The sequence below is a fragment of the Geomicrobium sediminis genome (assembly GCF_016908595.1).
Taxonomy (GTDB): domain Bacteria; phylum Bacillota; class Bacilli; order Bacillales; family Marinococcaceae; genus Geomicrobium_A; species Geomicrobium_A sediminis.
Genome location: NZ_JAFBEC010000009.1, coordinates 87,216 through 103,641, shown reverse-complemented (window position 1 = coordinate 103,641; position 16,426 = coordinate 87,216). Strand labels below are relative to the sequence as shown.

The window sequence follows — 16,426 nt, the reverse complement described above, 5'->3', positions numbered from 1 at the left end:
CATTCATCTTCTCCTTTAAACGCAGCTCCAGATGGCGCCCGCGTATCATCACCAGAATTAAAGTCAGCTGTTTCCATGCCTTCTTCTGCTTCATCACTAAACAGCTATCCCCCTGTAGAGAATAGTAGACGATAGAAAGGGGCGGTCGAATGAAGAAATACGCATATGTTTTGGTCGGTCTTAATCTAATGAACCTATTGATAATAGTACCATCGCCCTTGATGATCTTTTCGTTTAATTTCACCCTTATGTCGCAAATATTCAAGGTGGGCAAGCGTCTCACCAATCGCAAATCTAGACTCATGCACAGTTAACACTTTAGGAAACAATAAATCACACACTTCGAATACCGTCTGATCGCTCTTCACATGGGTTAATACTTTTTCAAGACGCTCATCATGGTGTTCGCGAATTTCTTGGATTCTCGTATTCGCATCATAAAATGGCTTGCCATGAGAAGGAATCACATACTCAGCATTTAATGCTTCAATCTTCTTTAACGATTGTAAGTAATCATGCAATGGATCTTTACGTCCATGGAACCAATAAGAGATGTTCGGCGTAATCTTCGGTAAAATGTGATCGGTTCCAAGCAATACCCTCTTAGATTTATTAAATAAAACGATTAAGCCATCTGAATGGCCAGGTGTAAAGATCGCTTCATACTCTTCCTTTCCAAACTGGAATGTTTGCCCTTCTTCAATGTAATGATCAATCGTCGGTAATGGACTGATTCTTGGCACAAAGGAGGCCGTATTGTCTCTCATTTCCCGTGCTTGCTTTTCTGGAATACCTGCAAATTGATAATTTCGATACATCTCATCTAAGAATTCAGCAGTCCAAGCTCTCAATCCCGCTTCTGCATCCGTCTTTGTCATCCATACTTTCGCACTTGTCTTCTGTTGCAAACCACCCGAATAACCAAAATGATCAGGGTGGTAATGGGTAATAATGATGTTTTTCACATCTTTGCCCTTTAAGGCACTGTCCCAAGCTGCGACCGTATCTTCTTTGTGTAAACCTGCGTCAATCACAGACCATCCGGTCTCCCCTTCTGCGTAAAACACATTCACATGATTCAATCGAAAAGGTAATTCCAATCGAATCGTTTCAATGCCTAATTCTTCAAGCATGTCATCAACGTCCTCTCATCAATTCTATAGATTGAGCGCTTGCTCAGATTCTTAACTAACAGAAAGGCTCAAAGAGTGTCACTTTGAGCCTTCAACGCTTGTCGTTCCTCGTTTGTAAACACCCGGGAACGTACGAGAAAACGTCTCCCTGTGGGGTTTTCAAGTGAAAACATTCCACCACGCCCTTTGACAACATCAATAATGAGCTGAGTATGTTTCCAATAGTCATATTGATCTTTAGAAATATAAAACGGTGCGTGCCCGAGATCCCCTAAATAGTAGTCGTGTTTTCCTGGTTTAAACTCTGACTGCGAGAAGCACATCGGTGAACTTCCGTCACAACAACCGCCTGACTGATGAAAAATAACAGGCCCATGCTTTCTTTCCAGTTGATCAATCAATGCAACGGTCGCATCGGTTGCAATTACCTTATGAATATCCATGAGCAAACAACTCCTTGCTTTAGAATAAGCCAGCAGGTGCTTCACTATAGCTCACGAGTAAGTTTTTCGTTTGCTGATAATGCTCGAGCATCATTTGATGATTTTCCCTTCCAATTCCAGATTTCTTATACCCTCCAAATGCCGCATGAGCAGGATACACATGATAGCAATTCGTCCAAACACGTCCAGCTTGTATTGCACGTCCAAACCGATACGCAGTATTCATATCACGAGACCAAACCCCTGCGCCGAGGCCGTATAGCGTGTCATTTGCAATTTCTAGAGCTTCTTCTTTCGTCTTAAACGTCGTTACAGAAACGACAGGTCCGAAGATTTCCTCTTGGAAAATCCTCATGTTGTTCTTACCTTTGTAGATGGTCGGTTCAACATAATACCCACCATGATCTGCACTTTCACGACGCTTCCCACCTGTAATAAGCTCCGCACCTTCTTGCTCTGCAATATCAAAGTAAGACATGATCTTCTCAAGCTGCTCTTCTGACGCTTGCGCTCCAATCATTGTGTCCGTATCTAACGGATCACCAGCAACGATTTCCTTTACTCTCTTTAATGCCCGTTCCATAAATTCATCATAAATCGATTCTTGAATTAACGCTCTTGAAGGGCACGTACACACTTCACCTTGATTGAGAGCAAACATCACAAAGCCTTCAACTGCCTTATCTAGAAATCCATCTTCCTTATCCATAACGTCTTCGAAGAAGATATTTGGCGATTTCCCTCCAAGCTCTAAGGTAACAGGAATAATATTCTCAGATGCATATTGCATAATTAAACGCCCAGTTGTCGTTTCACCAGTAAAAGCAATTTTATCGATTCGATCACTTTGGGCTAATGGTTTCCCTGCTTCAAGACCAAAACCTTGAACAACATTCAACACACCTTTTGGTAATAGATCTTGAACGATCTCTAACCAAATAGTAATGGATGCAGGCGTTTGTTCTGCAGGCTTTAAAACGACACAATTTCCTGCTGCAAGGGCCGGTGCTACTTTCCATGTCATCATTAAAAGAGGGAAGTTCCATGGAATGATTTGCCCAACAACACCTAACGGTTCATGAAAGTGATAAGCTACAGTGTCTTCATCAATTTGTGAGATGCCACCTTCTTGCGATCGAATTGCACTTGCAAAATACCGGAAATGATCAATCGCAAGTGGCAAATCAGCGGCTAATGTTTCTCGAACAGGCTTACCGTTGTCCCACGTTTCGGCAACCGCGAGCTTCTCGAGATTCTCTTCCATACGATCGGCGATTTTCGTGAGCACAAGCGCACGGTCTGCAACAGACGTTTGCGACCAAGATGCTTTTGCTTCATGTGCAGCATCAATTGCTCGTTCAACATCAGCTTCAGTAGAACGAGCAATCTGAGTAAACGCCTCACCAGTTACTGGTGAAATCGATTCAAAGTACTCACCTTCCACAGGTGCCGTCCATTCTCCCCCAATAAAATTGTCGTACTTGGATTTAAACGCAACTACAGCTCCATCTTGACCTGGTTGAACATAACGCATGAAAAAACCTCCCTATATTGTAATCGCTTCCATTTTCCTATTACATTACTTCTTCTTTCATTACTAGATTCCTGCAAGTAGATAAAAATCTATATATTTATCTGTTAATGTTCGTCTCAAATGACCAAGTGATTCACGCTTTCCTTCTCTATTGACCTAGTTTTTGCTAAAGTAGATATATATTCTACCCTGATTTAGAACCGTTTTCGCACATTATGAAGACTCAATTAATCCTAAACGATCGGGAAGCTTGGGTAACACCGGTGATTACAACAATAGAAAACACACGAAGGTGAGGTGAGACTGTTACTAATCACAAGCGATGATTGCCTATAACCTCTAAAGAGTTCCAAGACTTGCACCGCATTCGAAAGTAGAGGTTTGTTGTGGCACGAAGAGATTAGTAGCAGGGTTGGACGATGGTTAGCTTATTATTAGAAGGAGGAGGAAGCCGAGGCGTTTATACGTCTGGTGTTTTGCGCTATTTCATGGAGAATAATGTGCAATTCCCCTATGTTATTGGCGTTTCCGCTGGTGCATGCAGCGGCTCTTCTTATATTTCAAATCAAATCGACCGCAATCACACCGTAAACGTTACATATGCTTCCCACCCGGAATACCTTTCACTACGTAACTATGTAAAAAATCGACAGTTGTTCGGGATGGATTTTCTGTTTGATCGCTTGCCCAATGAATTAGTGCCTTTTAATTTCGGTGCATACGAAGATTCGAGCCAAGAGTTTGTCATCGTTACAACCGACGTGTCAACGGGAGAAGCCGTCTACTATCGTAAATCACACTTCCCTAAAGACGTATTAACCCTGTTACGAGCGTCAAGCTCCTTGCCACTCGTTGCACCCGCTGTCTCATTTCAAGATCGCCTATTAATGGATGGTGGCATTGTCGACCCAATCCCAATTGCTAAGTCCATTCAAGATGGCAACAAAAAGCATGTCGTTATTCTTACCCAAAAGCGAGGGTACTTTAAGAAGCGACAATCATTCTTATGGTACATAAAAAGCAAATACAAACACTACCCTCACCTGTTACGGGCGATTGAAAAGCGACATGATGTTTATAATCAATCGTTACAACAACTAAAGACAGAAGAAGAAAAAGGAAATGTTCTCGTCATTAGTCCGTCAAGGGATTTAGACATTGGGCGTGTAGAGAAGTCCGTAACCAAGTTGCAGTCCGTCTATGATCTTGGTCTTAAGGATGCCAAAGGCTTGCACAAGAAGTTAGAAGATTTTATAGCTTACTCTTAAGCTTTTACGTAGATCACGAGAGTTGTTTGTCTTTTGTTTAATGGTTTGAGTCTAGAATTAGGATGGAAATGATTATGGACGTTGCAACGATTACACTCACGATCTCGATGATGGGTATCATTATTTTATTCGGGGCGCTCGTTTCTTGGAGGAAAACCGTGACACCTTCTTCCAAGAAATTAGTCATGAGCCTCGTCATTAATATCGCTGTTCCGTTTATCATTTTGAATGGCGTGTTTAATACGCCCATCACTGACGATGTCTTACAACTTATTTTTCTCGTTTTTGTTATAAGTCTAGGATTTAATTCAACTGCGATCGTTCTGAGCATCTTGATTGCTCGACTTCTTGGATTTCAACCAACAACCGCTAAGAAGTTATCGTTACTTTCCGCCATCGGCAATACTGGATTTATTGCCATTCCTTTGTGTGCGGCTGTATTTGGTCCCATTGGGGGGTTACTCGCGGCGATCTTTGACGCTGGTCTTGATGTGGTCTTGTTCACACTTGGCGTTGCCATTTTACAAAGTGGCCACCAACGCTTCACCATGAAAAGCTTAACTGCACTCATTAACATGCCATTAATTGCAATCGTTGTTGGACTGACCTTTGCCGTTAGTGGTTTACAAGCTCCATTGCTTTTACAAGAATTATCTGCAATGCTTGCCGGATTAGCTGCACCACTGGCAATGCTTTACATCGGGCTATTGTTACCACCATTTTTCAAAGAACAAAAAACCTTTTTTTACCGATCTATTGGTTTTCCACTCACGATGCGACTGCTCATTTTTCCAATGACAACAATTCTTATTGTCGGATTCTTACCTATTGATCTTTTTTTGAAACAGTTTTTAGTCATCGTAACGGCTATGCCAACATTCCTCGTTGCACCGGTTATTTACGGTAGTTACACAGATTTTGAAGATGAAGCAGCCATTACGACAATTAGCTCTACGTTGTTATCATTACTGACGATCCCACTCGTATCTAGTTTTGCAAGTTTTTGGTTTACGTAATCAAACCGAACAAAATCAGCTCGAAACAATCGTTTCGCGATGGATTGATGGGTCGCTAAAAGGAGGAAACGTGTGGCTAAGCGAAGTCTTAACAACGAGGAAATTTATGAAGCTGCTGAAGCGGTCTTACTTCAAGAAGGCTACAAAGCCTTTCACTTTAAATTATTGGCGGATCGCCTACAAGTTGGCCGTAGTACGATTTACGAATATTTCACGAACAAAGAAGAGCTTGTAACCTCCTATATGGTTCATAAAATGTCTCGCTTTTATGAAGAAATAAAGAGCATCAACGTGCATGGTCACGCTTCTAAACGCTTAGAAGAAATCATTCGACTGCTGATGAAGTTTACACAAATTCATTTGATTATTGAAACGACACCCCACGTGAATGCAGACATCTCAGAAAAAGTAAAAAAGAATCTAATGATGTTATGGCGTGCACGGAATGATATTTTTCAATTAATCGAAACAGCAATTGTTGAAGGTCAAGAAGCTGGTGAAATCAAACAAGAATTGCCTGCTACGATGATTACAGATTTAATCTTTAATGCCGTGAGGCTAAACCAGCGTTACTACGACCACCCTTTAGAGGTTGGTACATTGCTATATCACGTCATCTTTAATGGGATTGGCACAGAGAAGTAGCCACTTGTGTGGCTGCTTTTTTTAATTTATTCATAACGTGCACGTTAACGACATACAATGCCTATGGTGTCTCAAAAGGAGGGATTGTTATGTCCGCTTTTTTCTTTTGATGGAAGAAATGGTGATGTTGTACATCATGCTTGCCATTGGCTTTATAGCTGTACGCTTTAACCTCATACCCTTAACAAGCAAAACCATTCTCACCCGATTGCTACTTTATCTCACATTACCCGCTTTAATTGTTTCTTCGATGCATATTCCATTTCAATATGAACGAGCGCTAGCTTTCATCGTGCTAATGCTTCTTTCATTTTCCTTTCTATCTTTAACACTGTTATACGGAAAAGTAATGACCCGCAGATTAGCTGTTTCTTCAACACAAAGTGGTGTTTTTCAGAACTTATTACTCTTTGGAAATCAAGGCTTTATCGGCGTGTCGGTCGTCTTCTTGCTATTCGGACACGAAGGGTTGTTCTATGCCGTTGCGTTTAACTTACTTTACTTCATCCTCATTTGGATTTATGGCATTGCCATCATGAAAACAAAGCCACCGAAGCTATACCTTAATCCAGGGTTATTGGCGACATCAATTGGAGTCATCCTATTTTTATTACCAATAAAATTACCAGATTTAATGATGACTCCAATCAATACGATCGGGCAAATGACGATCCCATTATCGATGATTCTTATCGGAATCTTACTTTCAGAAAATACACTTCACGGACTACGTAAATTACTGACATTACCGCTCACATGGTTCGTCATGGCACATCGCTTATTTTTACTTCCTCTTATTATTTTTGTACCGTTTTTATTTCTACCGATTCCATTTGAGTGGCTTGCAATTGCAGTAATTCTCTCTGCGACGCCTTGTGCACCTACAGTTAGCTTTTACAGTGAACAATATGGTGGAGATACAGCCTTCGCCTCAGTTTCTGTCATCTTATCTACATTTCTCGCCATGTTCAGCCTGCCATTACTTTATAGCTTATTTTCCACCATTTCAGCAATGACAGGCTTAATGTTGTAGAAAAGCGGGTAATAAATAGACAAATTACACGCTATACCCTTACCCCCTTATCCTAGAAAGAAGGTTATGTATCTTGGCGATCTTAATATCCGTTACGCTAGGAGCCTTTCTTACCTTTGGTTTACTACTTGCCTTAAGAAATGCATTACGTTCGAGAACGGTACCTAAACATAAGAAAAGCTCTCTAGCAACACTTCTGCTTCCTATCTTAACTTTTGGTTTTATCGGACCAGTTATGTTATTAAGCGTGTGGTTGTTTGGTCTTGATGAAGATGCTCCTTCTAGTCAAAGACCCCTACAGCATGATACTCAAGCTTCAAACAACTCCCTTTTCAGCAACGATTCTGCATACAGCGAAGAAGTTGCCAGCCGCTTCACCCCAGCAGAAGCTGGTGAGACGGTGAGAGTCATTACGGCTCATTCACTGTATGGTGAACTTACAACGGAGATAACTTTACTTTCCGTTGAACGAGGCGACCGAGCATTCCAACGAATTTTAGATAAAGATCGTGATTTCACCTTACACGAAGATATGGAATTACTACTCGCTCACGTTCACATCTATACTGAGGACATAGAGAACAAAGAGCTTTTTACGATTAGCCCGGATTATTTTCAAATGGTTACTTCTACAGGGAAGACACATCAACCTGTTGATCTTTCGTTAGCCCAACCCCTTTGGCATGAAATGGAAGCGGATACGAATGCAAATGGTTGGATTGCTTTTTTAATCAATAAAGATGATTCACACCCTTCACTCGTTTACATGCCTGATTATGATGGACCTTGGCACTCCTTATCAGAGTAAAACAAACGCTCCTCGCACTGCTGTTGCGAGGAGCGTTTGTTTATAATCGACTTATTGATAATCGTACAAGGTCTTTTAACTGTATGCCATGTTCATAAATTGGTTCATCATAGTGTTCAACAAAGTAATCTTGCTCAATTGACATCATTCTAAACCCACACTTTTGATAAAGGTACAACTGCTACGTCCCTGTGCTCCCTGTAGCAATATCAATTCGGTGATATCCTTCACTAAATGCTCGCTTGATCGCATCTCTGACGAGCATTTCACCGTAGCCATTACCTTGCGCATCTTCTCGAACAGCTACATTCATGATCTCCACTGTTTGAGGTCCTGTTTCAAGAAGAACGTATTCCCCAAACCATTGATCTTGATCACGTAAGCCATAAATAAAGCCTCGCTCGACATACTTCTCAACGAGACTAAGATTAGGATCTGCTAATAGAAGCAATGCCTTCAACGACTCATCAACAACCTCTACTTGGACAATCCTCACATCTTCTTTATCTGTATACATCAATCTTACACAACTCCACATTACGTACAATTATTAATCGGTTTCTTCTCTACGTTCATCTCTTAGAAGTACGTGCAAGAAGCGGATATTGCATATCGTACCCTGCCCGTTCAAACACGCCAGTCTCATCAATATTCCCCGCTACAATGATCGTAAACAATTCATGCTCAACACGATACTGTTCAATGGCATCTAAAATACTTTCTAACAAATTGCGGTCACGATATTCCTTTTTTAAATAAGCGGTTGTTATGATACCAATAATACGAGGTTCACGATCTGGCTCAGGGAATCCCTTAAGTATTTTCAAAGACATATGAGCGACAATCTCTTTGTCATCAATGGCTACCCATAGATGGTGATCATTACTAAAAATCAGCTCAAATAAGTAGTTGTAACACTCTTCTTTGAATACTGCATAACTCTCTTCATTGAGCTCGCCGTCGTCTTCTTTGGCTTTACTCCAAAGAAGACTAACCAAGTCATTCAAATCTTCCAAAGTCGCAAATCGTATCTCCATTATTTCACACCCCGTATCCTATTTATAATCGTGTCTGGAGTGGCACACAGCGTGAGACACGTGAAGTCGTATCGTTGTTCATCAGTCATCCGATTATCTGACATTATTTTTTTAGCCAAAAGTGATTTTCTTCTAAATTCACTGAAAACGTAAATTCTTTTCAGGCATTCTCTGTCGCCTACTTTTCATCTTACTTACTCTTGGTTCATAAGTCTACCGTTGCAAGCATAAAAACATTACATTCGAAAACAATTTCCAGAATCAAGTAAAATGGTTATAGGTGATCCGATTGAAAAATGAAAAAAGTTTTATTCCAATCTTGCATATCTCCTACAGCCATGATATTATATTCCTGTGACGTAAGAATACTACATATTCCGCAGTAGCTCAGTGGTAGAGCAACCGGCTGTTAACCGGTAGGTCGCTGGTTCGAATCCTGCCTGCGGAGCCATTTTTTTGCTTCCTTAGCTCAGCTGGTAGAGCGCATCCATGGTAAGGATGAGGTCACCGGTTCAAGCCCGGTAGGAAGCTCCATAATAACACTAATAATGACGCGGGTTTCAGCGATTGCTGGAATCCGCTTTTTGATTAATCCGAGGTCTATTGGTAACAGAATGGTAACCTCTCTCACTGTGCAGTGTTAAACCACTGTTTGTTTTTTACCTTGAATAAGAACTAATGTTCGTATATAATTTAGTTAATTACATACTTTAGATTATGGAGGTGTTTTGATTGATTAAACGTGACTGGTCAACAATCGTTAACACAATTAATATATCGCAAGGTTTAAATAACTTAATTAGCATCACTTATTATAATGAAGGTAAACAAACTGCTATCGGGAAAATCACCAAGATTGATAATGGTGACCAAAAGATCATAGTAAAGCACAAACAAGATTTTTGGGTGCTACAATATAAAAACATTATTGACGCCTCTGTGATCGCATCGTGAGAGGCAACAAACTAAGTCCCGGCTCTAACATGCGCTGGGAATCGATGAGGATGATACTACCTGAACAACGAGAAGAATGGCTTAAACACCAACATAACAATAAAAAAGTTAATCAACCAGTATTAGATGAGCAACAATGGGAAGATTTCGGAAGGATCGTCGGGGAGTGCATGGAGTATAAGCACCTTATACGGTTTGTGTACTGGGAGGATGGATTTTTCCATGAAATCATAGGTGAGTGCCATTTTGTAAATCACAATCAAAAGCAGTTCCACATCTTAGATACAGTTGACGAAATCCACTACTTAAAATTTGATGTAATAAGCAATATTGAAAGCGTATAATAACGTAACAGTTGCTAAAGATAAGTTATGGTTATGATATTCTAATCCACTGGAACACGTCCAATATTCGGGCGTGTTCCTCTATTTAAATATACGTCTGAATATTGCTTTACCTGTGAAGCGCCCCGCCATCCTACGAGCTATTCTTTTCCCTACTGTACCCTTTTTAATGGCATTTATATCACCCATGATTCGTGCAGTCTTATATAGATAACCTCTAAACTTGTTCATTAACTATCCCCGCCCGTAATATTATTGATCATATGGTCTATACTTTTCCCTACCTAGTTCGAGTTCTTTCTTTAAAACTTCTAAGTCAGGTTTGTAATATACTGTCGTTTTCCCAAACTGTTTTACAGGTATAAGACGACCATCATTAACTAATTTAGTAAGGCGCTGTCGTGTAATACCTAACATCTCCGTAGCCTCTCCTGGAGTAACGATATACTTGTGCATAAACGCATTCAACTCTTCACGATTCTTAATATGATGATTCATGTTGACTTACTCCTCATGGCATTATTTACAATCATAGCTATTAAAGCAATTCCACATACAGATGCTGCGATGATACCTGTTTTAGATTCATACCAATTCGTAAAAATCAAAAATACTGCAACCAGTACCATAAAAGCTATGTCCAATTTCTTCATATTTACCACCTTCCATGTTTTACGATTGAACAAATGTGATAGTATAGAAGGTGAGGGGCGCTATCCCTCACCTATGGATTTTGTTAGCCCTTTCGCTTCTTGCGATTGGGTTTTCTTTTTTTCTTTCTCTTTTCTTTCTCCTCTCTTCGCTCAATAACCTTCATTGTGATGTTGAAGATGTTAGCAATTGTTGCGATGATGCCTGCTATGATTAGAACGATATTTCTTAAATCCTCAATGTTTATTACCTCCTTTCTATAGTTTAATTATACCATATCTGTTTACACATGACAACAGATCGAACAAAAAAATATCCTTTTTATGAATATAATTCCACTGAAAGGTTACATTAGTAATGCCCGATCCAATTCCCGTGCATGTATACATCTATCTTTACACGTCCCTTTATGGGGCGTGCTTTTTTTGTATATTTTATAAGTTATTCCGCATACTACAAAATGTCTCTCCCGAGATACCTAGGTTATGATATTCAGTTGACACGCCTTGACTCCTTGGCGTGTTTTCTTTATCTAAACAAATAAACCCCGGACCCCCCTGATCCGAGACTTCTTATGTAAGAACCACTAACCAACCAATAGTCCCCCTTTAAAATTACTGTTATCCTTCCTATCTGTCAATAAATTTTCATTTATTTAGTATATACTGATTCAAATTGGAAACCATATGATCAAGGTTTCTTCCATAGACCTGTATCGATTCCGCAGGCACGTTCTTTTGAACGTGCCTTTCACATTAAGATTTAGATCGCATATACTGAAATTGTGGAGGGCAACGTCTAATCCTCCCGCTGAGACTTAGACACCTCCAAATTCCTCCACTAATTTTTAATGTATAGTTACCTTTACTCTTGCGCATTATATAAATGCCTCTCTCTTAGCAGTCTTACGTTATGATATTGTGGTTAGGCACGTCTCTTCAATAAAATGAGACGTGTCTTTTTATTGTAACGATGTATATAACCTCAATAATGGGTTAAGTTATTAATGTCCACTCCAAAACCCGCATAAATGTATACATCATCTGGACGCGCCCCATAAAGGGGCGTGCTTTTTTTATGTATAAAACTGGATTAATTTAGCATACTATCTAATACCCTGAAACGGGTATACGAGTTCTTCTCTCATTGAGCGCATTCACATTCGAGTGCGCCATTTTTTTGTATAAAAAACCCCGCACGGTTAGTTACGGGGTAATCGCTCGACCATTGCGAGCAAATGATGGACCTTAATCATAGCACTTAATGCCTAATTTGTTAATACTTTTGTAATGGAAATATGCCAATTACATACCATCTTCAATCCGCTTTGCTACCGTAGCTTGTTGCGCCCGTGTGATAGGATGGTTCGGGTTCTTCCCGTTAAATACGCCTCTCTTCGTTAGATCCTCCCAAGCCTCTTTGTGCGTGTCCGGTACGGTTTGCGACGGCTCAGCAAGTACACCTTTAGCCAAAACTCCAAATGCATCGCTAACTGTTAACTCGTCATTTTTATAAGCTTCTTGTTCATTGCTGTTACCGTGTCGGTTAAGGATTTGTTCAAAACGTTCTTTTCCTGATGCCCATTGGAAATCTCCAGCTTTCACATAAATCACCTCTTTTTCTTTAGGTCCATATACAATTGACTTCACTTCTTCTGTCTGTCCAATCAACCTCTTAAATCGCGCCCACGGGAAGTTACGACCTGGGCAACTTGTATTACCAACATCGCTGTGACGGTACACATCATTTGCCGTTAAACCATGTTGGCGCATAAGCTTTCGTACTTCCTGCACAAAACGTAAGAATAACTCTTCATCAATGTGCTCAACATCATAGTTTCCCTCAACACAAACACCTAACGAATCGCTGTTGTTATTAGCAGCATGTGCGCCGACGTTTAGCCCTCTAAGCTCGTAGTATTCGTGATTCTTTTGCAGATAGTAATTGTATCCTGCCCCAGACCAGCCTTGCCCACGATGTTGGTTATGGACCTGTAAATAAGAGTAACGGACAGCGCCGGGATGGTGGATGATGATGCGTCTCACTTGCCGGATCGGTGTAAGGCTCCCCCACCTCAGAGTAGGTTTAATCAAAGTTATCCCTCCTTGCTTGGTTTAACGTGCTTCGTAAGCTCAAACAAACCAACTGCCGCTAGTCCACTGATACCGCCAGACCATAGTCGCTCTACTACCTCTAAATCAGTAATAGGGAACGCAACTAAGCCAAGTAAAAGCCCTACAATCAAAGCTACTGTAGGGAGTAGGCGATTACTAATTTGAAATTGCTTTGCTCCTTGCACGATCCCTGCTGTTACAGGGGCAATAATAGATGCTAACGTTAAAATATCAATCATGGTTATCTCTCCTCTTATCCTCGTAGTAAGACTGCCCTCTTAAAATGTCCATCGCTTTTGCTAAGGGCAACGGTACGTTCATATCCATGCGCCCTAGATTCTCGCAAATGCTTATAAATTCGTTAAACAAATAGTAAATAATGGTGGCGACCATCACCGATATTTCAAACTCACCAAACACGAGTGGATCGCCCATCTGATCGATGTATACCTTGTCGATCATGTGCGCTAAAGCCACAACCCCAAATATAAAGACCTTTTTGGGTATCCCCCAGAATCCTACTCTGGGGTTCAGCTCGCCACGGTAAAACGCTGCTGCAATACCCGTCAAATAATCAAATGTAATAAATAAAATAAGCGCACCGATCAGTACGCTCCATCCACCAAACAAGTATGATAAAAAAACCGACACAACTGCTAGTGCTGGTTTGAGATTATTTATCACCTCCATGCAATGCCCCCTTTTAAGCATAAAAAAATACGCCCTATCGGCGTTTAGATGAGTTTACCTACTTGACCTGAGCTACTAAGCCCCATTGCTTCTAAATCTTTCCTCACTTCGTCTCTAATGGTGAATGGTACGGAATCAAACTCTCTTCGTCCTGCTACAATCAACGTTACATATACGGTTACCATTTCGTCAGCTCCTTTGCCAAATACGGCGAATAAGATTAATTTTGTTCGAATGCGGATGTTACGCGTCAGTCTGCGGATCATTTAATTTCACCCTCACTTCTTCTTGCAAATGGACAGGCACAGTATCAATCGTACGCCGTTTGCCATTAACTAAATCAACATACATGCTAACTACTCGCTGACTCGGTTTCATCATTATCATCCTCACCCCCTAACAGGTCTAGGATCAACTCATATTGTTCAGCAAGTATTTCATAGGTATCTAGTTTCTGCTCAATCATTTCCTCATAAATACTTGCAATGAGATCTAGATTGTCCATGTTTCCATCTTCCATTAGCTTCTCTAATTGCTCAATCATCCTTTGCTCAGGCGATGGAAACCTATGCCGTGGCTTAGACATCTCTCTGTACCTCCTTATGCATTGGATACACCACCAATTAATTTAGTTAACACGTGGACAGTGGATGACCCACCTGATTTAGCAAAGAAAACTACTTGAATTTCTGCACTAGACAAAACTTCACTAACTTGCTTAGTGAATTGGAACTCCCTACCATTGCTATTTATTGTATAGCTCTTATCCATCTCAACGCCTTCAAGATAAACTTCAATATCATCAACACTATCAGTTGCTTGCATCCACAAAACAACTTCATCGGTGTCGTATTCTAAACGATATTTTGCCGTCTGACTTATTCCTTCCCCTTCTTCAAAATTGTCAATATTTCTCCAAAAACCAGTGAAGTAGAATGTCAATTCTCTATCAGAATCACGTTTCGCCCAAATTAGTGGAGGTATATTAGAAGTAACGCCTGAAGTCACTTCTGCGAAAATATCATGATTTCTAGTTCTAACTATCTGTAGTTCAAATCTTGTGTCCGTATCATTTGTGCCTAGCAATTCGCTAGGTAAGCTAGCACCTATTGAAGTGTTTCGCAACCTGTACGTGGCATGACCAGCTACAAAGTGTTCAGTAAGCACATAAGCAACACTGCCATTGGTATCTACAAAAATCTTTGGATTTCTGGAAATGGATGCATTAGTGTCATTGTTAGCTGAAGCAATTCTTGAAGCGGCATTGGTAGTAATACGCTTCACTTCGACAAATTTTTTGATAGGTTCTACTGTTGTATTGGTATTAGATAAACAATCATGGGCTACATAATGATTTCCATCTACAACCCTATATACATCGAAAAACAATGGGTAGTCCAATGCATAGTTCCTCAAGTCTCCATAGCTCATGGATATAAGAGCATCTATTTCGTTACCCAAGTACAAATTAGTACCATAACCAAAATTAACATTTCCCCATGAACCATTCTCGAAACGATTTCTGTGAACTCTTAGTCCACGATTCCCCCAAAGCACCATAGAAAATAGCATAGGAACACCATCTAATTCACTAGTAATAAATGCATCTGTAGCTATACTTGTTTCTGAGGGGGTGGCAACAAAATAAGAACTCCAATTGTCCAGTTCAAAATTAGTTGCACTACAAACCCAATGTCTCAACTTCCCTTCATGTTGGTCTCCATGATTGTTGATGTCTTCTGCATAATTTATTACACACGCTATATGAATCTCGTCTCTGACTTCGTTGTAATGAATTGTTGGTCTAAGATGTGTATATGCAACAGACCAAACTGCACCTGTTCTATTTATTCCTCTAATGCTCCTGTTATTGCTAACATTACCGGTCTCTATGCTGATAGTGCAGAACCTAAGATCAGAAGTATTATCGGCATTTCCAGAGCTTGTTGATGCAGAGGTATAAACAATGAATAGCCTACTACCGTCAGTATCCATAGCACAAAACCGACTGGTTCTAAAATTGCTGCCATGTTCCAACACTGCATGTTCTCGCCAAGTCTCACAATCGTCCTCACTGATATAAATAATATGTCTTCTCTCGACATTTACAGTGGTACTAATAACATAAAAATACTTATTACCAACTTTCAGGAAACGTTGATGTCCTTCTGTGATGGCATAATCTACATCTCTCCTAATTACTTCATTGCTATTCTCAAAATCCTCTATGATCGGTATATTACCATTATTATTAATAGAAGTTCTTCTTATTGCAGGGGACATTTGTGTGCTCAATGCAAAAAGCCCACGCTCATCTCTGCTAATACCTGAATCTACTCCACTAATATAGGATATGCCTATTCCACCATCATCTACGCTACCACTACCCGAGAATGTATCTCCGATAGTAGCGCCATTGATGACACGATCTTCGGCTTCAAGATGAAGATTGATATTAGCAATCTCACGCATTAGATCACGATATGAACTTTGTGTAGCATATCTTTCTCCATCGAACAGCAGATTATTGAATCTGTCCCTCTCGATGAGATCCAATGCTTCCATGTTCGTATGTGAGTGGTGTATTTCATCATTTTGCATATGTGCGTCAAGGCGTCCATCTGAATACTCATTGGCTTCTTCTATAGCTTCACGCTTAGAGCGATTAGCTCTATTCTGCGAGCCTATTTTAGTTTCGAACTCTTCGTTCGTTTGGTGTGGCGTAATGCGTCTTGGCATGTCATCACCTCGTTATT

At 40.4% G+C, this 16,426-nt stretch carries 20 protein-coding genes, 2 tRNA genes and 1 pseudogene; 9 read left to right on the top strand and 14 right to left on the bottom strand.

Annotation, left to right across the window (positions count from 1 at the left end; all coding sequences use genetic code 11):
* Positions 1 to 194: 194 nt before the first annotated feature.
* The 3 genes from JOD17_RS15590 to exaC form a co-directional block, all read right to left on the bottom strand.
* Positions 195 to 1,133, bottom strand: a complete 939-nt coding sequence (locus tag JOD17_RS15590; RefSeq protein ID WP_204698858.1) for an MBL fold metallo-hydrolase — start codon at positions 1,131 to 1,133, stop codon at positions 195 to 197.
* 68 nt (positions 1,134 to 1,201) lie between these two features.
* Positions 1,202 to 1,576, bottom strand: coding sequence for a DUF779 domain-containing protein (locus JOD17_RS15585; protein WP_204698857.1), 375 nt, complete (start codon positions 1,574 to 1,576; stop codon positions 1,202 to 1,204).
* Positions 1,577 to 1,595: 19 nt separating this feature from the next.
* Positions 1,596 to 3,110 carry an acetaldehyde dehydrogenase ExaC gene (exaC, locus tag JOD17_RS15580; protein ID WP_204698856.1) on the bottom strand — a complete coding sequence of 505 codons (1,515 nt, stop codon included), beginning with the start codon at positions 3,108 to 3,110 and terminating at the stop codon, positions 1,596 to 1,598.
* Positions 3,111 to 3,529: 419 nt separating this feature from the next.
* On the opposite strand from exaC, the gene JOD17_RS15575 reads away from it, so the two are divergent.
* The 5 genes from JOD17_RS15575 (at position 3,530) to JOD17_RS15555 (ending at position 7,880) form a co-directional block, all read left to right on the top strand.
* Positions 3,530 to 4,378 carry a patatin-like phospholipase family protein gene (locus tag JOD17_RS15575; RefSeq protein ID WP_204698855.1) on the top strand — a complete coding sequence of 283 codons (849 nt, stop codon included), beginning with the start codon at positions 3,530 to 3,532 and terminating at the stop codon, positions 4,376 to 4,378.
* Positions 4,379 to 4,452: 74 nt separating this feature from the next.
* A complete protein-coding gene (locus tag JOD17_RS15570; protein ID WP_204698854.1) occupies positions 4,453 to 5,394 on the top strand; it encodes an AEC family transporter in 942 nt (313 codons plus the stop codon).
* Between the two features lie 72 nt (positions 5,395 to 5,466).
* Positions 5,467 to 6,039, top strand: a complete 573-nt coding sequence (locus JOD17_RS15565) for a TetR family transcriptional regulator (RefSeq protein WP_204698853.1) — start codon at positions 5,467 to 5,469, stop codon at positions 6,037 to 6,039.
* A 109-nt stretch (positions 6,040 to 6,148) separates the two neighbouring features.
* On the top strand, positions 6,149 to 7,072 hold the full coding sequence (locus JOD17_RS15560; RefSeq protein WP_338028813.1) for an AEC family transporter: 924 nt from the start codon (positions 6,149 to 6,151) through the stop codon (positions 7,070 to 7,072).
* 73 nt (positions 7,073 to 7,145) lie between these two features.
* Positions 7,146 to 7,880, top strand: coding sequence for a DUF4352 domain-containing protein (locus JOD17_RS15555; protein WP_204698851.1), 735 nt, complete (start codon positions 7,146 to 7,148; stop codon positions 7,878 to 7,880).
* A gap of 40 nt (positions 7,881 to 7,920) precedes the next feature.
* On the opposite strand, the pseudogene JOD17_RS15550 reads toward JOD17_RS15555, so the two are convergent.
* Positions 7,921 to 8,397 (bottom strand): annotated as a pseudogene (locus JOD17_RS15550) (GNAT family N-acetyltransferase).
* Positions 8,398 to 8,452: 55 nt separating this feature from the next.
* Positions 8,453 to 8,917 carry a GNAT family N-acetyltransferase gene (locus JOD17_RS15545; RefSeq protein WP_204698850.1) on the bottom strand — a complete coding sequence of 155 codons (465 nt, stop codon included), beginning with the start codon at positions 8,915 to 8,917 and terminating at the stop codon, positions 8,453 to 8,455.
* A gap of 376 nt (positions 8,918 to 9,293) precedes the next feature.
* On the opposite strand from JOD17_RS15545, the gene JOD17_RS15540 reads away from it, so the two are divergent.
* The 4 genes from JOD17_RS15540 to JOD17_RS15525 all read left to right on the top strand — a co-directional run bounded on the left by JOD17_RS15540 (position 9,294) and on the right by JOD17_RS15525 (position 10,215).
* Positions 9,294 to 9,368 (top strand) — tRNA-Asn (locus tag JOD17_RS15540).
* Positions 9,369 to 9,375: 7 nt separating this feature from the next.
* Positions 9,376 to 9,451: transfer RNA gene (locus tag JOD17_RS15535), tRNA-Thr, on the top strand.
* 198 nt (positions 9,452 to 9,649) lie between these two features.
* Positions 9,650 to 9,871, top strand: a complete 222-nt coding sequence (locus JOD17_RS15530) for a YolD-like family protein (protein WP_204698849.1) — start codon at positions 9,650 to 9,652, stop codon at positions 9,869 to 9,871.
* A 50-nt stretch (positions 9,872 to 9,921) separates the two neighbouring features.
* Positions 9,922 to 10,215 (top strand): YolD-like family protein, encoded by a 294-nt coding sequence (locus JOD17_RS15525; RefSeq protein WP_204698848.1) that lies wholly within the window; start codon positions 9,922 to 9,924, stop codon positions 10,213 to 10,215.
* A gap of 252 nt (positions 10,216 to 10,467) precedes the next feature.
* On the opposite strand, the gene JOD17_RS15520 is transcribed toward JOD17_RS15525, so the two are convergent.
* The 9 genes from JOD17_RS15520 to JOD17_RS15480 form a co-directional block, all read right to left on the bottom strand.
* On the bottom strand, positions 10,468 to 10,713 hold the full coding sequence (locus JOD17_RS15520; protein ID WP_204698847.1) for a MerR family transcriptional regulator: 246 nt from the start codon (positions 10,711 to 10,713) through the stop codon (positions 10,468 to 10,470).
* On the bottom strand, positions 10,710 to 10,868 hold the full coding sequence (locus JOD17_RS15515; RefSeq protein WP_204698846.1) for a hypothetical protein: 159 nt from the start codon (positions 10,866 to 10,868) through the stop codon (positions 10,710 to 10,712). The genes JOD17_RS15520 and JOD17_RS15515 overlap by 4 nt, the downstream gene beginning before the upstream one ends.
* 1,302 nt (positions 10,869 to 12,170) lie before the next feature.
* The gene (locus tag JOD17_RS15510) at positions 12,171 to 12,959 is read right to left on the bottom strand and encodes a peptidoglycan recognition protein family protein (protein WP_204698845.1); all 789 of its coding nucleotides are present in this window, start codon (positions 12,957 to 12,959) and stop codon (positions 12,171 to 12,173) included.
* 2 nt (positions 12,960 to 12,961) lie between these two features.
* On the bottom strand, positions 12,962 to 13,219 hold the full coding sequence (locus JOD17_RS15505; protein WP_204698844.1) for a holin: 258 nt from the start codon (positions 13,217 to 13,219) through the stop codon (positions 12,962 to 12,964).
* Entirely contained in the window at positions 13,212 to 13,670 is a 459-nt protein-coding gene (locus JOD17_RS15500) for a phage holin family protein (protein WP_204698842.1), read from the bottom strand. Before JOD17_RS15500 ends, JOD17_RS15505 begins: the two co-directional genes overlap by 8 nt.
* A 44-nt stretch (positions 13,671 to 13,714) precedes the next feature.
* On the bottom strand, positions 13,715 to 13,936 hold the full coding sequence (locus JOD17_RS15495) for a CD1375 family protein (protein ID WP_204698952.1): 222 nt from the start codon (positions 13,934 to 13,936) through the stop codon (positions 13,715 to 13,717).
* Positions 13,914 to 14,051, bottom strand: coding sequence for a CD1375 family protein (locus JOD17_RS15490; RefSeq protein ID WP_204698841.1), 138 nt, complete (start codon positions 14,049 to 14,051; stop codon positions 13,914 to 13,916). Before JOD17_RS15490 ends, JOD17_RS15495 begins: the two co-directional genes overlap by 23 nt.
* Positions 14,023 to 14,256: a hypothetical protein gene (locus JOD17_RS15485; protein ID WP_204698840.1), complete on the bottom strand. Its 234-nt coding sequence runs from the start codon at positions 14,254 to 14,256 to the stop codon at positions 14,023 to 14,025. Before JOD17_RS15485 ends, JOD17_RS15490 begins: the two co-directional genes overlap by 29 nt.
* Before the next feature lie 14 nt (positions 14,257 to 14,270).
* Positions 14,271 to 16,409, bottom strand: coding sequence for a hypothetical protein (locus JOD17_RS15480; RefSeq protein ID WP_204698839.1), 2,139 nt, complete (start codon positions 16,407 to 16,409; stop codon positions 14,271 to 14,273).
* Between the last annotated feature and the right edge of the window lie 17 nt (positions 16,410 to 16,426).